This is a genomic window from Corynebacterium sp. 13CS0277 (assembly GCF_002994655.1).
Lineage (GTDB): Bacteria > Actinomycetota > Actinomycetes > Mycobacteriales > Mycobacteriaceae > Corynebacterium.
Genome location: NZ_PPDL01000006.1, coordinates 80,107 through 96,619 on the forward strand (window position 1 = coordinate 80,107; position 16,513 = coordinate 96,619).

General features: G+C 68.4%; 15 protein-coding genes. 3 read left to right on the forward strand and 12 right to left on the reverse strand.

All coding sequences use genetic code 11. The features are described 5' to 3' along the window. The first annotated feature begins 134 nt into the window (after positions 1-134). From C1Y63_RS03605 to C1Y63_RS03615, 3 genes are read left to right on the forward strand one after another with little or no spacing between them, the layout of a single operon-like run. Complete coding sequence (locus tag C1Y63_RS03605) at positions 135-1,595, forward strand: TIGR01777 family oxidoreductase (RefSeq protein ID WP_106015145.1); 1,461 nt, start codon at positions 135-137, stop codon at positions 1,593-1,595. Continuing rightward, positions 1,592-2,152, forward strand: a complete 561-nt coding sequence (locus C1Y63_RS03610; RefSeq protein ID WP_106015100.1) for a hypothetical protein — start codon at positions 1,592-1,594, stop codon at positions 2,150-2,152. Before C1Y63_RS03605 ends, C1Y63_RS03610 begins: the two co-directional genes overlap by 4 nt. Positions 2,153-2,160: 8 nt before the next feature. Continuing rightward, on the forward strand, positions 2,161-2,643 hold the full coding sequence (locus tag C1Y63_RS03615; protein ID WP_106015101.1) for a hypothetical protein: 483 nt from the start codon (positions 2,161-2,163) through the stop codon (positions 2,641-2,643). A gap of 120 nt (positions 2,644-2,763) precedes the next feature. Here the strand turns inward: C1Y63_RS03615 and nusB are convergent, their stop codons facing one another. The 12 genes from nusB to alaS form a co-directional block, all read right to left on the reverse strand. Continuing rightward, the gene (nusB, locus tag C1Y63_RS03620; RefSeq protein ID WP_106015102.1) at positions 2,764-3,477 is read right to left on the reverse strand and encodes a transcription antitermination factor NusB; all 714 of its coding nucleotides are present in this window, start codon (positions 3,475-3,477) and stop codon (positions 2,764-2,766) included. Continuing rightward, positions 3,477-4,040, reverse strand: a complete 564-nt coding sequence (gene efp, locus C1Y63_RS03625) for an elongation factor P (protein ID WP_106015103.1) — start codon at positions 4,038-4,040, stop codon at positions 3,477-3,479. The genes nusB and efp overlap by 1 nt, the downstream gene beginning before the upstream one ends. 111 nt (positions 4,041-4,151) lie before the next feature. Next, positions 4,152-5,240, reverse strand: coding sequence for an aminopeptidase P family protein (locus C1Y63_RS03630; protein WP_106015104.1), 1,089 nt, complete (start codon positions 5,238-5,240; stop codon positions 4,152-4,154). A 232-nt stretch (positions 5,241-5,472) separates the two neighbouring features. Continuing rightward, the gene (aroQ, locus tag C1Y63_RS03635; RefSeq protein ID WP_106015105.1) at positions 5,473-5,964 is read right to left on the reverse strand and encodes a type II 3-dehydroquinate dehydratase; all 492 of its coding nucleotides are present in this window, start codon (positions 5,962-5,964) and stop codon (positions 5,473-5,475) included. A gap of 70 nt (positions 5,965-6,034) precedes the next feature. Then, complete coding sequence (gene aroB / locus C1Y63_RS03640; protein ID WP_106015106.1) at positions 6,035-7,102, reverse strand: 3-dehydroquinate synthase; 1,068 nt, start codon at positions 7,100-7,102, stop codon at positions 6,035-6,037. Between the two features lie 7 nt (positions 7,103-7,109). Further along, complete coding sequence (locus tag C1Y63_RS03645; RefSeq protein ID WP_106015107.1) at positions 7,110-7,673, reverse strand: shikimate kinase; 564 nt, start codon at positions 7,671-7,673, stop codon at positions 7,110-7,112. Further along, on the reverse strand, positions 7,673-8,896 hold the full coding sequence (gene aroC / locus C1Y63_RS03650; RefSeq protein ID WP_106015146.1) for a chorismate synthase: 1,224 nt from the start codon (positions 8,894-8,896) through the stop codon (positions 7,673-7,675). The genes C1Y63_RS03645 and aroC overlap by 1 nt, the downstream gene beginning before the upstream one ends. Before the next feature lie 134 nt (positions 8,897-9,030). After that, the gene (locus C1Y63_RS03655; protein WP_158256076.1) at positions 9,031-9,627 is read right to left on the reverse strand and encodes a prepilin peptidase; all 597 of its coding nucleotides are present in this window, start codon (positions 9,625-9,627) and stop codon (positions 9,031-9,033) included. Positions 9,628-10,146: 519 nt separating this feature from the next. Continuing rightward, on the reverse strand, positions 10,147-10,974 hold the full coding sequence (locus tag C1Y63_RS03660; protein ID WP_106015109.1) for a shikimate dehydrogenase: 828 nt from the start codon (positions 10,972-10,974) through the stop codon (positions 10,147-10,149). Positions 10,975-11,499: 525 nt separating this feature from the next. Beyond that, positions 11,500-12,639, reverse strand: coding sequence for an endolytic transglycosylase MltG (gene mltG, locus C1Y63_RS03665; RefSeq protein ID WP_106015147.1), 1,140 nt, complete (start codon positions 12,637-12,639; stop codon positions 11,500-11,502). 157 nt (positions 12,640-12,796) lie between these two features. After that, positions 12,797-13,375 (reverse strand): Holliday junction resolvase RuvX, encoded by a 579-nt coding sequence (ruvX, locus tag C1Y63_RS03670; RefSeq protein WP_106015110.1) that lies wholly within the window; start codon positions 13,373-13,375, stop codon positions 12,797-12,799. Positions 13,376-13,610: 235 nt separating this feature from the next. Then, positions 13,611-16,277: an alanine--tRNA ligase gene (gene alaS, locus C1Y63_RS03675; protein ID WP_106015111.1), complete on the reverse strand. Its 2,667-nt coding sequence runs from the start codon at positions 16,275-16,277 to the stop codon at positions 13,611-13,613. Positions 16,278-16,513 lie beyond the last annotated feature (236 nt).

Sequence of the window (16,513 nt, forward strand, 5' to 3'; positions counted from 1 at the left end):
TGCGCGATCCGGCGCGCGCTCCAGCACCGCCAGCCCGCGCATCCCACCGCCACGTTGACCATCTCCCCTGTCTCTATGGCACGGGTGAGGCATCCTGGGGTGCCTCTGTGTTCACTGTCGATACAATGGCCCGCATGAGCCTCGCGACCAGCCACACCCTGCCCTTTGATCGCCGCACCGTGTGGGCATGGCACACCCGGCCCGGTGCCGTGGAACGCCTCACCCCGCCGTTCGTGCCCATGCACGTGCTTGAGCAGGCGGACTCCTTGGCCGACGGCATGACTCGCTTCGCGCTGCCTGCGGGTTTGAAGTGGGACGCCCGCCACGACCTCTCAGGCTTCGTCGACGGCCGCACCTTCACCGACGTGTGCGTCTCCGCGCCGCTGAAGGCCTTGGCGACGTGGCGGCACGTGCACACCTTCCACGACGTCTCCACCGCGGAGCAACCCGCCACCCGCATCACCGATCGGGTGACCACGCGGCTGCCGGGCAAGGCGATGCACAGCATGTTCGCCTACCGGCAGCACCAGCTGCTTGAGGACCTGCAGGCCTTGAGCCGGGCGGAGGGCTACGCCGGGGCGGAGTACCGGGTGGGCGGCAGCCCACAGGCCCCGATCCGGCGGCTGGTCGTCGCCGTGACGGGCGCGGGCGGGACCGTCGGCCGGGCACTCGTCGCCCAGTTGGGTACCGCGGGGCACAGTGTGGTCCTGCTCAGCAGGGACCCGGCGGTAGCTCACGAGAACGTCGGTGCCGCGGAAGACCGGCCGCAGCAGGCCGCCATGGACGGCCGGCCGACGGTGGCCCGCCGCTACTGGGACCCGCAGCACCCGGACCCCAGCCTGCTGGATGGGGTGGATGTGCTCGTGCACCTCGCCGGGGAGCCTCTCCTGGGCCGCTTCAACGCCGACCACACCGCCGCCATTTACGACTCCCGGGTGGGGCCCACCCGGGCGCTCGCGGAGCTGGCCGCCACGAGCCCCACCTGCCGCACCATGGTGGTGGCCTCCGCGATCGGGTTCTACGGCCACGACCGCGGGGAGGAAGAACTCACCGAATCCTCGTCCACCGGCAGCGGATTCCTCGCCGAGGTGTGCCGCGACTGGGAGGCCGCCTGCGCGCCCGCCATAGACGCTGGGGTGCGGGTCGTCAACGTCCGCACCGGCATCGTGCTCAGCGGCCGGGGCGGGGTGCTGCCGGTGCTCAAAGTGCTGTTCTCCGCCGCCCTTGGCGGCCAGTTCGGTGACGGCTCCGCCTGGTTTTCCTGGATCGCGCTCGACGACCTCACCGACATCTACCTCCGTGCCATCCTCGACCCCACCCTGAGCGGGCCCATCAACGCGGTCTCCCCCACCCCGGTGCGCAACCGGGAGATGGTGAAAGCGCTCGCGAAAGAACTCAAACGGCCTGCCGTCATCCCAATTCCCGCGCTAGGCCCTAAACTGCTGCTCGGCGACCAAGGCGCGCAAGAGCTCGCGCTCGCCAACCAGAAAGTGCTGCCTGCCGCGCTGGGCCAGCACCATTTCCGCTATACCACCATCGCCCAGGCGCTCGCCCACGAACTCGGCGGCGAGAACCTGTTTGAGGAACCCAAGTGACTTCTAGCCCCACCCCCGTCACCCCGGAACGGATCGCCGCACTGCTGTCCGACGAGGGGATCCCCCACGAACTGCTCGGCGACACCGTCATCGTCACCTTCGCCGAATACGGCGTCTACTTCGGGGTATTCCCCGAAGCGATCGGCGCGGCCGGCAACTGGGCCGGCGCCGTTGATCCCGCGCTCGTGCCCGTCGCCCTCGGCGCCTGCAACGAGTGGAACCTCACCCAGCTCAACCCGATGCTCACCTTCACCATCACCTCCCCCAGCGCGGAGTCCGACCACGCCCCCACCGGGGACGTCACCGCCGAACCCCGCCCGGGCGACATGGTGAGCTTCTCCTTCCGCCGCACCGGCATCATTGGCGCCCAGGGGTGGACCCACAACCAGCTCGGTGCGTGGATCATGACCACCTTGGAAAACATCCAACGCCTCGTGGTGTTCCTCGAGGGCCAGTTCCCCGACACCACGACCACGATCACCGGCGACACCTACGTCATGCCCACCCCTGACGCCGACACCTCTTCGGCCCCGCAGCCCGCCACGGATGAGGAGTAACCCACACCATGAGTGAACACACAGCACCTGTCATCCGCGAAGTCACCATGGAGCGCGTCCGGGAAGTGATGCGCACCTTCAACGTGGAGTTGTCCGAACCCCGCCAGATGGAGTTCCAGGGGGCGGTGGTCTCCGGGGTCAACCTCAACAACTTCGACGTCCACTTCATCGTCATGGGCGGCTACCTGCTCGTGCGCGCCGACCACCCCACGGGTGAGAAGACCGAGGACGGCGATCCCGGCCTGTTTCTCGCGGCCCACACCGTCAACTCCTCCTCCCCGCTGCCGAAGTCGGTGATCCTGGACCGCACCCCGGAGCTCATCGTCCGCACCGAGGTCGAGATGATCATCGGCGCCGGCATGACCGATGAGCAGCTGCACACCTACCTTGGGGCTGCGATCGATGGCGTGTTGGAAGCCCAGGACAAGGTCGCACAGGTGCGCGCCGCCTACGCCCAGCAGGCCGGCGGTGCCGCGCCCGCAGGGCAGTAAACACACCCGCCCCCTCGCGCGGGGCTGCAACGACCAACACCCGCCTCGGATTACTCCGGGGCGGGTGTTGGTGTCTGTACAGCGTCGGCAGGCCTGCCGCGAGTACTCCTGGCGGGGCTGTTAGGCGCCGCCGTTGTGGAAGGAGGTCAGGCGCAGGAACTCGAAGCCAGAAAACGGCTGCGTTTCCGTGAACGTCTGCGGCTGCGCTGCAGCCCCGGTGCCCGTAGGGGCCGTGGCGTCCGCGGCGTCGTCCTTCTCATCGACGTCGTCGTCAACCTCGAACTCGATGCCGGCGAACTCGTCTTCGCCGTCCACCCCCAGGTCCAGCGCGTTGCCCTCCTCGGCAAGCTCCAGGGTCGGAAACGCCGGCAGCGCGCCGGAGCGCACGTCCTCGGCGAAGCCCGCGATCTGGTCCAGCACCGCGTTGATGTACGGCGGGGCCGCGTCCGTGGAGAACGTGGCGGCCAGCTCAATGCCCTCCACCACGGCGGCACGCACCGGCACCTCCGGGTTGCGCAGCAGCTCCCAGGTGGACACGCGCAGGATCGCACGGTCCACGGCGGGGATGCGGTCAAGACGCCAGTCCTCCGCGAGGTGGCGGGCGATGGTGTCGTCCAGTCCATCCAGGTCGACGGCGACACCCTCCACGATGGCGGCGGTGTAGTCACTCACCGGCGGCACGACGGGATTGACCTGCCGGGCGAGCACCATGCGGTCCCGCATGATGGCCACCGGGTCGACGTCGCGGGCCTCGGCCTCAAAGAGGATGTCGACGGCACGGCTGCGGGCCTTGAAGCGCGAGCCGTGGCGGCGGAATCGGTTGTTGTCCGCCATTAGTTGTTGACGCGGGAGAGGTACTCGCCGGTACGGGTGTCAACCTTGAGGACGTTACCGGTCTCGATGAACAGCGGCACCTGGATCTCGGCGCCGGTCTCCAGGGTGGCGGGCTTGGTGCCGCCGGTGGAGCGGTCGCCCTGCAGGCCCGGGTCGGTGTGCTCCACCTTGAGCTCCACGGAGATCGGAAGCTCGGCGAACAGCGGCTCACCCTCGTGGAAGGACACCTGCACGGTGGCCTCCTCGAGCAGGAAGCGGCCGGCATCACCGAAGAGGTGCGGGGCGAGCTCGATCTGCTCGAAGGTCTTGGCATCCATGAGGACGTAGTTGGTGCCGTCGTTGTACAGGTAGGTCATGTCGCGGCGGTCGACGGTGGCGGTCTCCACCTTCACGCCAGCGTTGAAGGTCTTGTCCACGACCTTGCCGGAGACAACATCCTTGAGCTTGGTGCGCACGAAAGCGGGGCCCTTGCCCGGCTTGACGTGCTGGAACTCAATGATCTGCTGCAGCTTGTTGTCGATCTTGAGGACAAGACCGTTCTTGAAGTCGGCGGTGGTTGCCACTGGTTTAACACTCCTGTGTGGTGGGCCGAGCACCACGCACACGCGGCTGCGGCGCGGGGGCGACGAGAGCGCGGGCGGTGAGCGGCGGGGTGGGCGTTTCTTTACAAAACTCTACAAGACTAGCAAGTCTTTGCTGACAGTCGTAATAATCTCCGGCGCGCCCTCGGTGATGATGAGGGTGTCTTCGATGCGGACACCACCCTGACCGGGCACGTAGATGCCGGGCTCGATGGTGAGCGTCATCCCGGGCCGCAGGGTGCCCTTCTGCGTCTTCGCAGCATAGGGCGCCTCGTGCACGTCCAGGCCGACGCCGTGGCCGGTGGAGTGCACGAAGTACTCACCAAATCCTGCGGCCTCGATGACGTCGCGGCAGGCGGCGTCGATGTCCTCCAGCACAGCACCCGGGGTGGCGGCTGCGACGCCGGCCAGCTGGGCCGCGAGGACCACCTCGTAGATGTTCTTCGTGAAGTCGGTGGTGTGGCCCATGATGACGGTGCGGGTCATGTCGGAGTTGAAGCCGCGGGAGTGGGCACCAAAATCGAGGGTGACGAGATCGCCAGCCTGAATAACGCGGTCGCCGGCATCGTGGTGGGGCTTCGCCGAGTTCGGGCCCGAGGCCACGATCGTGTCGAAGGACACGCGCTCCGAGCCGGCTGCGCGCATCCGGTACTCCAGGTCGGCGGCGACGGCGCGCTCGGTGCGGCCCACGGCCAGCTCGCCGGCGGCGAGCAGGTCGAGGTAGGCCTGCGAGGCAAGGTCCGCGACCTCCCGGAGGCGCACCTGCTCCAGCGGCTCCTTGATGATGCGGATGTCCTCGATGACCCCGGTGACAGGAATCAGGGTGACATCCTCCGGGCAGGCCTCCTCCAGCTTCTTCAGCTCAGTCACCGTCACATAGTCGGCCTCGAAGCCGACGCGGCGGGGGCCAGTCACCTCCCCCAGGAGGGCTTCGCCACAGGCGCGGGCCTGCACGACGGGCAGGTCGGGGGCCTGCTCGGCGACCTGGGTGATGTAGCGCCCATCGGTGGCGATCTTCGCCGACAGGTCCTTGTTCACCAGCACCGCACCATTGGACCCGCTAAACCCCGACAGATAACGCACGTGCTGCAGGTGGGTGACCAACATACTGTCGATGCGCTGCGCGGCGAGCGCTGCGGCCAGGGTCCGGCGGCGGGTAGAGAAACGAGTATCAGCAAGCATGACTGCGGAAAAGCCCCTTGGAGGAAAAAGCGGATGCACGAAACATCCGGGAGACAAGACGTGAATTTTTTTAAGAACTAGAGCCGCGCGGCGGGCGCGGATGCTGTCGCGACATGCCCCGCCGGCCGGCAACACGCCGCGTGCGGGAGCGGCCGGCGACTAAGGCACCACTATCAGCGTAGTCCGCGACGCCTACCCGCGGGGCAGGAGGTGCGCTGGGCCGGTCGGTGACTTAGCCGCGCGGCAGCGCGCCCGCCAGGTAGCGCAGCGCCAGCTCGTAGCCCGCGACCCCGCAGCCGGCGATGACGGCGCGGGCGATCGGCGACAGGTAGGAGTGGTGGCGGAATTGCTCCCGGGCGTGCACGTTGCTGATGTGCACCTCGACGAAGCCCGCCCCATCGGCGACCTCCGCGAGGGCGTCACGCAACGCCACCGACGTGTGCGTCAAGCCGCCAGGGTTGATAATGACGGCCACGCCGTGGTCGGCGCAGGCGTGCACGCAGTCGATGAGGGCGCCCTCAAAGTTGGATTGGAAGAAGCCCACCGTCAGCCCCAGCTGCGCGGCGAGGGACTGTACCTGCGCCTCCACGTCGGCCAGGGTGGTGGAGCCGTAGACCTCGGGCTGGCGCTGACCCAGCCGGTTGAGGTTCGGCCCGTTGAGCACCATGATGTCGGTGCCGGCGGTGGGAAACGTGCCGATGCCGAGGGCTGCGGATGCACTCATAGGGGTGTGTTCTCCTCACGGGGGGATGGGGCAAACGTCAGGTTCGTCGCACGCGACGACGCCTGGCGGCTTAGTCGCTGATGCGCTGGTACGCCTCGAGCATCATCTCGTGGCTCGGACCCTCCAGGCGGGTGGGGTCACCTGCGGCGCGCAGCACCACGAAGCGGATCTTGCCGTCACGGTTTTTCTTATCGCGGGTCATGCCGGTGTACAGGGCACCGAACTGGTTGGCCTTGTAGGTGGTGGGCAGGCCGATGCTCGACAGGATTGCCCGGTGGCGTTCGACAAGCGCGTGGTCGATGAGCCCGGCGAGTTCCGCCAGGTTGGCGACGAACATCATGCCGACGGCGACAGCATTGCCGTGCCGCCAGGTGAAGTCCTCGTTGAGCTCCACGGCGTGGCCGAAGGTGTGGCCGTAGTTGAGGATCTCCCGCAGGGAAGATTCTTTGAGGTCGGCGGCGACGACGCGGGCTTTGACGGCGACGGAGCGCTCAATGAGCTCCGGGAGGAAACCATCGACGCGCAGGCAGGCGGCCGGATCCTGCTCGTAGCGCTCGAGGATGACGGTGTCGGCGATGAAGCCGGTCTTGATGATTTCCGCCGAGCCGGCGATGATCTCACCTTCGGGGAGGGTGGCGATGCGGTCGAGGTCGATGAACACCCCGGCCGGCTCGTAGAACGCGCCGACGAGGTTCTTACCGGCGGCGGTGTTGATGCCGGTCTTACCGCCGACGGCGGCGTCCACCATCGCCAACAGCGTGGTGGGCACGGTGACGAAACGGATGCCGCGCATCCAGCAGGCGGCGACGAAGCCCGCCAGGTCGGTGCAGGCGCCACCGCCGTAGCCGATGATGCAGTCGCGGCGGGTAAAGCCCTGCTCCCCCATCGTCGCCCACAGCTCGCCGCAGGTATCCAGGGACTTGCCGTGTTCGGCGTCCGGGATCGGCATCGGGATGACCGTGAGCCCCCGGGAGGCGAGGGCATCCATGAGCGCCGCCGGCGACAGGGAAGGCTGGTGCACGATGCCGACGGTGCGGCAGCCGTCGAGGCCGGCAACAAACTCGGCGATGCGGTCCTCAAGTCCGTGGTCGATGACCACGTCGTAGGGCTGGGCGGATTCAACAGTCACGGTAGCCATAGGGCACTCACTTTTGCGTCGTGGTGGGTAGATCTGCGGCCTGCCGCAGACGGTCATGAATCTCGGCAGCCAGGTCGTGCGGGCTGCGGTCGTCGCTGGACAGCCGCCAGGTGGAGACCTCTTCGTAGAAGGCGAGCCGTTCGGCCCGCAGCTGCCGGTAGCGGGCCACCGGGTCGGCGGCCTGCAGCACGGGGCGGGTGTCGTCCATGAGGGTGCGGCGCACCCCTTCGTCGACGCTGACGTCAATCCACACCACGGGCACGTGCGCGAGCCGCGCCCGGGTGCTCGCGGTGACGACAGCCCCGCCGCCCAGGGACAGCACCCCGGGCTGGGTGAGCGCCTCGGCGATGACGTCGGCCTCGAGGGCGCGGAAGCGCGGCTCCCCGAGCTCGGTGAACACCTCCCCGCAGGGCGCGGACTGACGCTGCTCGATGAGGAGGTCCGAGTCCACGAAGGGCAGGCCGAGGTCCTCGGCGACGAGGCGCCCCACGGTGGTTTTCCCGCTGCCCGGCAGGCCCACGAGCACAACCACAGGACCGGAAGCGGCGGCGGTCGCGTCGACTGCCACCATTAGTTGCCGTCCTCGCCGAGGAACGCCAGCCGCTCGTCGAGCTCCGCGAGGTAGGAGGCGATGTTGCGCTTGGTCTCTGCGAGACTATCCCCGCCGAACTTGGCCAGCACGTTGCGGGCCAGCACCAGCGCCACCATCGCCTCGGCGACGACGCCGGCTGCCGGCACCGCGCACACGTCGGAACGCTGGTGGATGGCCGATGCCGGGGCGCCGGTGGTCATGTCCACGGTCTTCAGGGCGCGCGGTACCGTCGAGATCGGCTTCATAGCGGCGCGCACGACAAGCGGCTGCCCGTTCGTCATGCCGCCCTCAAGCCCGCCTGCACGGTTGGACAGGCGAATCACCGCGCCGGTGTCGTCGCGCACCATCTCGTCGTGTGCTTCGGACCCGCGGCGGCGGGCTTCCTCGAAGCCGTCGCCGATCTCCACACCCTTGATGGCCTGAATGCCCATGAGCGCCGCCGCGAGCTGGGCGTCGAGACGATCCTCGCCACTGATGTGGGAGCCGAGGCCGATCGGCAGGCCGTGGACGACGACCTCGACGATGCCGCCGAGGGTATCGCCGGCCTTCTTCGCGACCTCAATCTCCGCGATCATCGATTCCTCGGCGGCGGAGTCGAAGGCGCGCACCGGGGAGGCGTCGATGGCCTCCAGGTCGGAAAACTCCGGCAGGGGGCCTGCGTAGGGCTCACTGCGGCCGATGGAGATCACGTGGCTGAACACTTCCACCCCGAGGGCTTCACGCAGGAAGTTCCGCGCCAGCGTCGCCGCCGCCACGCGGGCAGCGGTCTCGCGGGCGCTGGCGCGCTCCAGCACCGGGCGGGCATCGTCGAAGCCGTACTTGAGCATGCCGGCGAAATCCGCGTGGCCGGGGCGGGGGCGGGTGAGTTTCGCTCCCCGCCCGGAGGCGAAGGCGGCCTGCACCTCAGGGTCCTCCGGGTCGACAGCGTCGGCGGCCATGAGCGTCGTCCACTTCGGCCACTCCGTGTTGCCGATCATCACCGCGATCGGGGAGCCCAGGGTCTTGCCGTGGCGCACACCGCTGAGCATGGTGACCTCGTCGGCCTCAAACTTCATGCGGGCGCCGCGCCCGTAGCCGAGGCGGCGGCGGGCGAGCTGGGTGGCGAAGTCCTCGGTGGCAATCGGAACGCCGGCGGGCAGGTGCTCAACGAGGGCGACCAGTGCCTGGCCGTGGCTTTCTCCTGAAGTGGTCCATCGAAACATGAGTGACATTCTGCCATGCTCCCCCACATGGGGGCACCAGTGGTTCACCCCCACCGCCTGAACCCAGCACAGGATGGCACAACGGGAAGAACCCGCCGGCGCAGCGCGCGCGCCACACCGCCACCGGCGCGCCCTCACCACCCCATCGGGATGAGGAATCCTCCCCACGCAGACTCCCACAGCACAGCCACCGCGGCGGCCGCCCACATGTGGGGGCCGTGGGCCACCCGCGCGCGCCGAGTCAGCCACAGGTGGAGCACCGTGGTGACCTGAGCCAGGGCGATGGCCACCAGCACGGCACCCGGGCCTGCGGCCGCCGCGAGGCTGCCCGTCGCGAGCGCCAGCTTGATATCGGCGCCCCCGATCACGTCCCGCCACACCGCGAGGACGAGGTACAGCAGCATCCACACCGCCCCACCCCACAGCGCCGCGCCCTGACCGACACCGACCAGCACCAACATCACGGCCAGCACCCCGGGCACCATGAGCGTGTTGGGCATGCGCAGGGTGCGCACGTCCCACCACCACAGCCGGGCGGCCCACGCGCCGCATGCGAGCGCCGCGCAGCAGGCCCCAGCAGCAAACAGCACCCCACCGGCACCGCTGTGCGCAACGGGCCCGTGTGCGGCTGCCCCCAGGCGCCAGCACAGCACCAGCACCGCCCAGGCCACCACGACCCCACCGGCGGTGGCGCCCACCCAGGCCCGGCGGGAGGATGCGGGATCCTGCACCACCATCCTCGGGGCACCGACATGACCGGCACCCTGCGCCCGCCTGCAGCGGGCTGCTGTCGGGTGCTCAAGGGCAGCACCCGCACTGGCAGTACACGGTGGGCGGCCTGTGGTCGGGGTGTGGGTGGGTGGAGTCACGGGTTTCTCCTCACTGCTCGGCGGCGATGGATGCACGTCGCGATTGCGACACCCACGAGCCTGCCCAGTGCCCCTCACAGCCGCAGCAGCCGGATGGTGCTGGTACGCCGAATCTGTGGATAACCCGCCCGCAACGCCAGTCAGTGTGGACACCAGCAGCCTCCACCCGCTCCCGTCACGTGCCGCCGTGCTAGTCGCGCCGCTCCCGCCCGGGGTGGCCTGCGAGGCGCGGGTGCACGGGCACCGCGTGCACGACGACGCCCCGTACGCCGGGGCTTTTCTCAAGCCGGGGCGTACGGGGCGCAGTAGTGGTCGAAGAGTGTCAGCGCGGCGCGGCTCCTTACGCGGCACGCGCACACAGTGGGGTGCGGTGCGAGGTGTTTAGAAGCGGTCCATGAGTGCCGCCCACATGGAATCCTCCGGGGCGGCGAAGCCGGTGAACTGCTCGAACTGGCTGAAGGCCTGGTGGGCGAGCATCACGTGGCCGCCGGCCACGGGGTGGCCATGCGCGCGGGCGGCCTGCGCGAGCGGCGTGGGCCAGGGGTTGTAGATGACGTCGAACAGCGGGGCGTGAGAGCACGCCTCCACGAGGTCGAGGGTGCCGGGTACGGGAACGGTGTTGATGACGACGCTGGTGCGTTCAATCGTCTCCCGCAGGTCTGCGGTGGGCGGCAACCATTCGAATTCGGCGCCGGTGCGGGTCACCAGGGGGCTGAGTTCCTCGGAGCGGTCGGTGCGGTTGATGACGGTGACTTTGCTGCAGCCCAACTCCGCCATGGTCCACAGCACGGTGCGGGCGGTGCCGCCGCCACCGATGAGGACAGCTTCAGAGCCCTCGGCGGCGACACTGGGGGCGTCGACGCGGAGACGCTCGAGGGCGGCGCGGATGCCGTCGACGTCGGTGTTGTCGGCGCGCCAGCCGGTCTCCGTACGCACCAGGGTGTTGCCGGAGCCGATGTCCTCACAGCGGGCGCTGATCTCGTTGGCGATGTCGAGCACCGCGAACTTCCCCGGCATCGTCACCGACAGGCCGACGTAGGTGTCGTCGAGGCTGTCCACCAGGGCGGGCAGGCCGGCGGCGTCGCAGTCGAAGCTGCCGTACTCCCAGTCGTCCATGCCGAGGGCGGCGTAGCCGGCGTTGTGCAGCACGGGCGAGAGTGAGTGCCCGATGGGTGTACCCACGATGGCGGCGCGATGCTGAATAGCCACGGTCCACGGACTCCTTTGGGTGGGGTGGAGGGTCAACGACAAGGGAAAAACACACAACACCTGCACCCCAGGGTGCAGTGCTGTGCCGGGGAGCGCGTCGCCCGGCGGCAGGACTCCGCGCGGTGGTGCCTGCGCGGCCCGCCTGCGGGGGTAAGACTGCTTGGTGCCAAAGATACCCCGGGTGGGCCATCAGGTGACAATGCATGCGACTTTGTTCGGGCATGTCGTGGGCGAATGAGTCGACACATTCCCCTCATGCGGGGGTACACGCTGGCCGGAGGAGTCTGTCCACGCAGTGCCCGTGCCACGCAGCGGCAGCGGTGCCGTCACCCCCACCCCCACTCACCCATGCGGGCACCCGCATAGGTGGAGTGCGCCTGCACCCCTCCCCACACCCTCGTGCGCCGCAGGCGGTGCCTGCCGCCGCCGGCGGGCCCCAGGGACGACGAAACCCCGCCGGAGGGGCACGGCCACACACGTGTGGGGCGCCCCTCGGGCGGGGTCGGCGGATGCAGGGGAGGCTCGTTACTCCTCGCGCTGCGAGTCGAGGACGCCGTTGTCGATCGCCTCGACGGTGGACTGCTGATGCTCGTCGAAGGTGCGGTTAAACACCGTCGTGCCGTCCTTGTCGATGGTGACGAAGAACAGCCAGTCACCCTCGGCGGGGTTCTCCATCGCCTCGATGGCTTGCAGGGAGGGCGAGGAGATCGGGGTCTCCGGGAGGCCGTCCTTGGCGTAAGTATTCCAGGGGGTGACGCGGCCACGGTCCTCGTCCGTGGTGGCGACCTCCTGGTTCGGCAGGTCGTAGTTGACGGTGGAGTCGAACTCCAGCCGCATCGGCTCCTGCAGGCGGTTAAGGATAACCCGGGCCACCTTGTCGAAATCGCCGGCGGGCGCTTCGCGCTCCACGAGGGAGGCGGCGGTGAGCAGCTCGTAGGGGGTGAGCCCAATGGCCTCAGCGCGGCCGACGATGTTGGTCTCCTGGTACTTCTCCGCGGAGGCCGTAATCAGGCTGCGCAGCACCTCGGCGGCGTTCTGCTCCGGGTTGACCACGTACTCACCGGGCATGATGAGCCCTTCGAGGCGGCGGGGGTCATCGCCGCGCGCCAGCACTGCGGCCACAGCCCAGTCCGGCACGCCCAACTGCACGGGGTCGACCCCGCCGGCGGCCTGCTTGAGGGCCGCCACCGTCAGGCAGTTCTGCGCACCCTCAGCGCAGGTGACGCGGCTGATCTGGGAGAAGATACCCAGGCGCGTATCGCCGCCGACGACGGTGACGTCGTTGAGCGTCGCACCACCCGGGATGTCGAGGGTCTGCACCTTATTGGCCGGGTCGAGCAGCGCCGCCACCGCAGCTGCGGCCGACATCTCCCCCTGCAGGCGGTAGATGCCGGGCTGCACCTTCGCCGCGTTGGGGTTCTCGCCGGCGGCCTTCTGGAAGGCGCCATTGGATTTCACGATGTTGCGCTCCACCAGCTCGGGCCCCAGCTCACTCACGGAGGACCCGGGGGCGATCTCCACGAGCTCCACCGTGCCGTTGCCGGCGGTGGTGTAATCGGCCGGGGTTTTTAAGTTGTTGCGGGCAATACCGATGTAGACCACCGAACCAATGATGAGCAGCAGGGTGATAATCAGGACGGCCAGGCCGCGTTGTCGACGTTTCACGTCGTGCGCGGCTGCAGCGTGGGGGTGAGTGCGGTTGGTACTCAACGAGCTAGCGTCTCGCTTTCGAAATGGGGGACTGCCACACCCTAAGAATCACAGCACCGCCATCGTGGCGAACACGATGCGCGGGCCTGCGCGCGGGGCGTGGCGACAAGGGCTAGGCGGGGTCGGACGAGGGGGCGACCAGGGACTCCTCGGCTGCCGTGCTGGAGGCATCGGCAGCGGCGCGGGCGAGCGCGTTGTTCCTGCCGTCGAGCCAGCTTTGCAGGATTTCGACGGCGGCCGCCTGATCGACGACCGCGCGGGACGTGCGCGCGCTGAGCCCACTGGCGTGGAGCGCCTGCGTGGCCACCACTGTAGTCAGCCTTTCGTCGGCCAGCCTGACCGGCACGGCCTTTTCAGCAGGTTTTAACCTTTTCAGGCGACGCCGCACCCGGCGGGCGATCTCCGCGGCATGTTTCGCGGAGGCGGAACCATCCCCGGACAGCGTGCGCGGCAGGCCGACGACGACTTCGACGGCGTCGTAAAGCTCAACGATGTCGAGGATGCGGTCAATGTCCTCACCGTCGGGGCCTTTCCTGCGGGTGGCGCGGGCGACGGTTTCCACCGGCATCGCCAAGGTGGCCTCCCTGTTGGAGCGCGCCACACCGATGCGGACGGTGCCGACATCAAGCGCGAGGCGGACCCCGGGGCCGGGGTCGTCGACGCCGGGGCTATCCGGGTAGATGGGGGGCACGTCGGCCTCCTTCTGGCGCGTCGGGAACAACAGTAGGACTGCCTGCCACAGTAGCCACACAAGCCCCAGCAATCACAGCCGCAGGCCGCGCCCAGCGGGCACAACAAGCGCACAGTGTGAAAAACCCCACAGTCCACGCGCTGTGCGTGAGCTGTGGGGCGCACTCCCCCGCCGACCCGCCACCGCCGAGTGACGGCGGCGGAGGGAGGGTGAGGGAATCGACGGTGTCGACCGCTTAGCGGGCAGCCAGGTCGTCGGCGACGGCGGTGAACGCCGCATCCAGGCCGGCCGGCTTTGCGCCGGAACCCTGGGCCATATCCGGCTTGCCGCCGCCGCGGCCATCGACGTAGGTGCCGATGAGCTTGACCAGCTCGCCGGACTTCACACCCTTCTCCACGGCGGCGTCGGTGGCGGCCACGATGAAGGGCACCTTGTCGCCGGCCTCCGCGGCGAGTACCACGACGGCCGCCGCATCCTGCAGGCGGTTCTTCAGGTCGGTGGCGACGGTGCGCAGATCACCGGCGGCAGTACCCTGCGGCAGGCGGGCCGCAAGCAGGGTGAACCCGCCCACGGTGGTGGCCTGATTGAGCAGCTCGCCGGTCTTCGCAGCCAGCTGCTGGCGGTTGAGCGCGGCGATTTCCTTCTCCGCGGCCTTGAGCTGCTCCGTGAGCTTCGCGATGCGCTCCGGGAGCTCCTCCGAGGGGGTCTTCAGGGAGGCGGCCAGGCCTGCGGCCAGGGCGCGCTCCTTCGCCAGGAAGGTGAAGGAATCCAGGCCCGAGTAGGCCTCGATGCGGCGCACGCCGGACGCCACGGAGGACTCGCCGAGCACGGCCACCGGGCCGATCTGGGAGGAGTGGCCGACGTGGGTGCCGCCGCACAGCTCCATGGAGAACGGACCACCGATCTCCACGACGCGGACAACGTCGCCGTAGTTCTCACCGAACAGGGCCATCGCCCCCATCGCCTTCGCGTCCTCCAGGCTCGTCTCCACGGTGTTGACCTGGTAGTCGGCGTCGATCGCCTGGTTGGTGATCGCCTGGATCTCCTCCAACTGCTGCGGGGTCAATGCCTCCGCGTAGTTGAAGTCGAAACGCAGGAAACCGGGCTTGTTCATCGAGCCAGCCTGCACCGCGGTGGGGCCGAGCACCTGCCGCAGGGCGGCGTGGATGAGGTGGGTGCCGGAGTGCGCCTGGCGGGCAGCGTGACGCCACTGCGGGTCGACCTCGGCGGTGACCTCGTGGCCCACCTCGAGGTGGCCGTCTTCCACCACGCCCTTGTGGATCCACAGCTTCTTGCCGATCTTCTGCACGTCCGTGACGCGCACCAGGCCGTCACCGGTGCGGATGACACCGCGGTCGCCAAGCTGGCCGCCGGCCTCGGCGTAGAGGGCCGACTCGTCGAGGATGACCTCCACCGGGGTCCCGGCGGTCACCTCGTTGAGCTTCACCCCGTCGCTGACCAGACCCAGCACGGTCGCCTGGTTGCTCAAGGTGTCGTAGCCGACGAAACGGGTCGGGTTGTTGTCGACCCACTCGCGGTAGATGCTCAGGTCGGCGTGGCCGTGCTTCTTCGCCCGGCTGTCCGCCTTCGCGCGCGCCACCTGCTCCGCCATGAGCGACTCGAAGCCCGCACGGTCGACGTCCAGGCCGGCCTCGGCGGCCATCTCCAGGGTCAGATCGATCGGGAAGCCATAGGTGTCGTGCAGGGTGAACGCCTGCGCGCCATCGACCACCTTCTGACCGGAAGCCTTCACGGACTCCGCCACCTGCTCAAACAGGTGGGTGCCGGACTCGAGGGTGCGCAGGAACGCCTTCTCCTCGTTGACCGCCACCTGCAGGATCCGCTGACGGGACTCCGCGATCTCCGGGTAGGAGGGGGTCATGGTGTCCATGATGGTGGTGATGAACTGCTCCATCGTCGGACCCTTCGCACCCAACAGGCGCGCGGAACGGATGATGCGGCGCAGCAGGCGGCGCAGAATGTAGCCGCGGCCCTCGTTGCCGGGCACCACACCGTCGAGGATGAGCATCATCGCGGTGCGCGAGTGGTCGGCGATGACACGGAAGCGGATGTCGGACTCGTGGGCGGCACCATAGGTGGAGCCGGTGAGCTTCTCCGCCACGTCGATGACGGGGCGCAGCAGGTCAGTTTCGTAGACGTTGTCCACGCCCTGCAGGATGCAGGCGACGCGCTCCACACCGAGGCCGGTATCAATGTTCTTCTTCGGCAGGGGGCCGATGATCTCGAAGTTGTCCTTGCCGATGCCCTCGCCGCGTTCGTTCTGCATGAAGACCAGGTTCCAGATCTCCATGTAGCGGTTGTCGTCGGCGATCGGGCCGCCCTCCTTGCCGTACTCCGGGCCGCGATCGTAGTAGATCTCGGAGCACGGGCCACAGGGGCCGGGGATACCCATGGACCAGTAGTTGTCCGCCATGCCCAGGCGCTGGATGCGCTCGGCGGGCAGGCCGATCTTCTTCTCCCAAATGTCGGCGGCCTCATCGTCGTCGAGGTACACCGTCACCCACAGGCGCTCCGGATCGAGCCCGTAGCCGCCGTCGTCGACTGCCCCGGTCAGCAGGCTCCAGGCATAGGTGATCGCACCTTCCTTGAAGTACTGGCCGAAGGAGAAGTTGCCCGCCATCTGGAAGAAGGTGTTGTGGCGGGTGGTGATACCGACCTCCTCAATGTCGAGGGTGCGGACACACTTCTGGATGCTGGTGGCGGTGCCGTTGGGGAACGGGGGGTTCTGCTGGCCCAGGAAGTAGGGCTTGAACGGCACCATGCCGGCGTTGACGAACAGAAGGTTCGGGTCGTCCAGGATCAGGGACGCGCTGGGCACCTCCTGGTGCCCGGCGTTAACGAAGTGCGCGATGAAGCGCTCTCGAATCTCGTGTGTCTGCACGACGAAGTCAACCTCACTTGGTGTGTTGTATCGGTACTAGCGCCCGCGCACCACCACGCCTGTGCGCACACCAGGCCAATCACGGCCCGGGGTGGCAGGTGGTGTGCGGGGGAACATCAGGGGCAAGAAAAAAGGGTGGTCTCTTCAAGCGTTCGGTGCACTGCCGCGGGCGGGCCCGCGACAGTCCTGGAAGCAAACTTTAGTCCACACCTGTCGAAAACACGGCACGTGGCCTA

Coding starts and splice junctions, on each gene's coding strand:
- C1Y63_RS03605 (WP_106015145.1), top strand. CDS start 135: ATGAGCCTCGCGACCAGCCACACCCTGCCCTTTGATCGCCGCACCGTG.
- C1Y63_RS03615 (WP_106015101.1), top strand. CDS start 2,161: ATGAGTGAACACACAGCACCTGTCATCCGCGAAGTCACCATGGAGCGC.
- nusB (WP_106015102.1), bottom strand. CDS start 3,477: ATGGCGGACAACAACCGATTCCGCCGCCACGGCTCGCGCTTCAAGGCC.
- C1Y63_RS03630 (WP_106015104.1), bottom strand. CDS start 5,240: ATGCTTGCTGATACTCGTTTCTCTACCCGCCGCCGGACCCTGGCCGCA.
- aroQ (WP_106015105.1), bottom strand. CDS start 5,964: ATGAGTGCATCCGCAGCCCTCGGCATCGGCACGTTTCCCACCGCCGGC.
- aroB (WP_106015106.1), bottom strand. CDS start 7,102: ATGGCTACCGTGACTGTTGAATCCGCCCAGCCCTACGACGTGGTCATC.
- C1Y63_RS03645 (WP_106015107.1), bottom strand. CDS start 7,673: ATGGTGGCAGTCGACGCGACCGCCGCCGCTTCCGGTCCTGTGGTTGTG.
- aroC (WP_106015146.1), bottom strand. CDS start 8,896: ATGTTTCGATGGACCACTTCAGGAGAAAGCCACGGCCAGGCACTGGTC.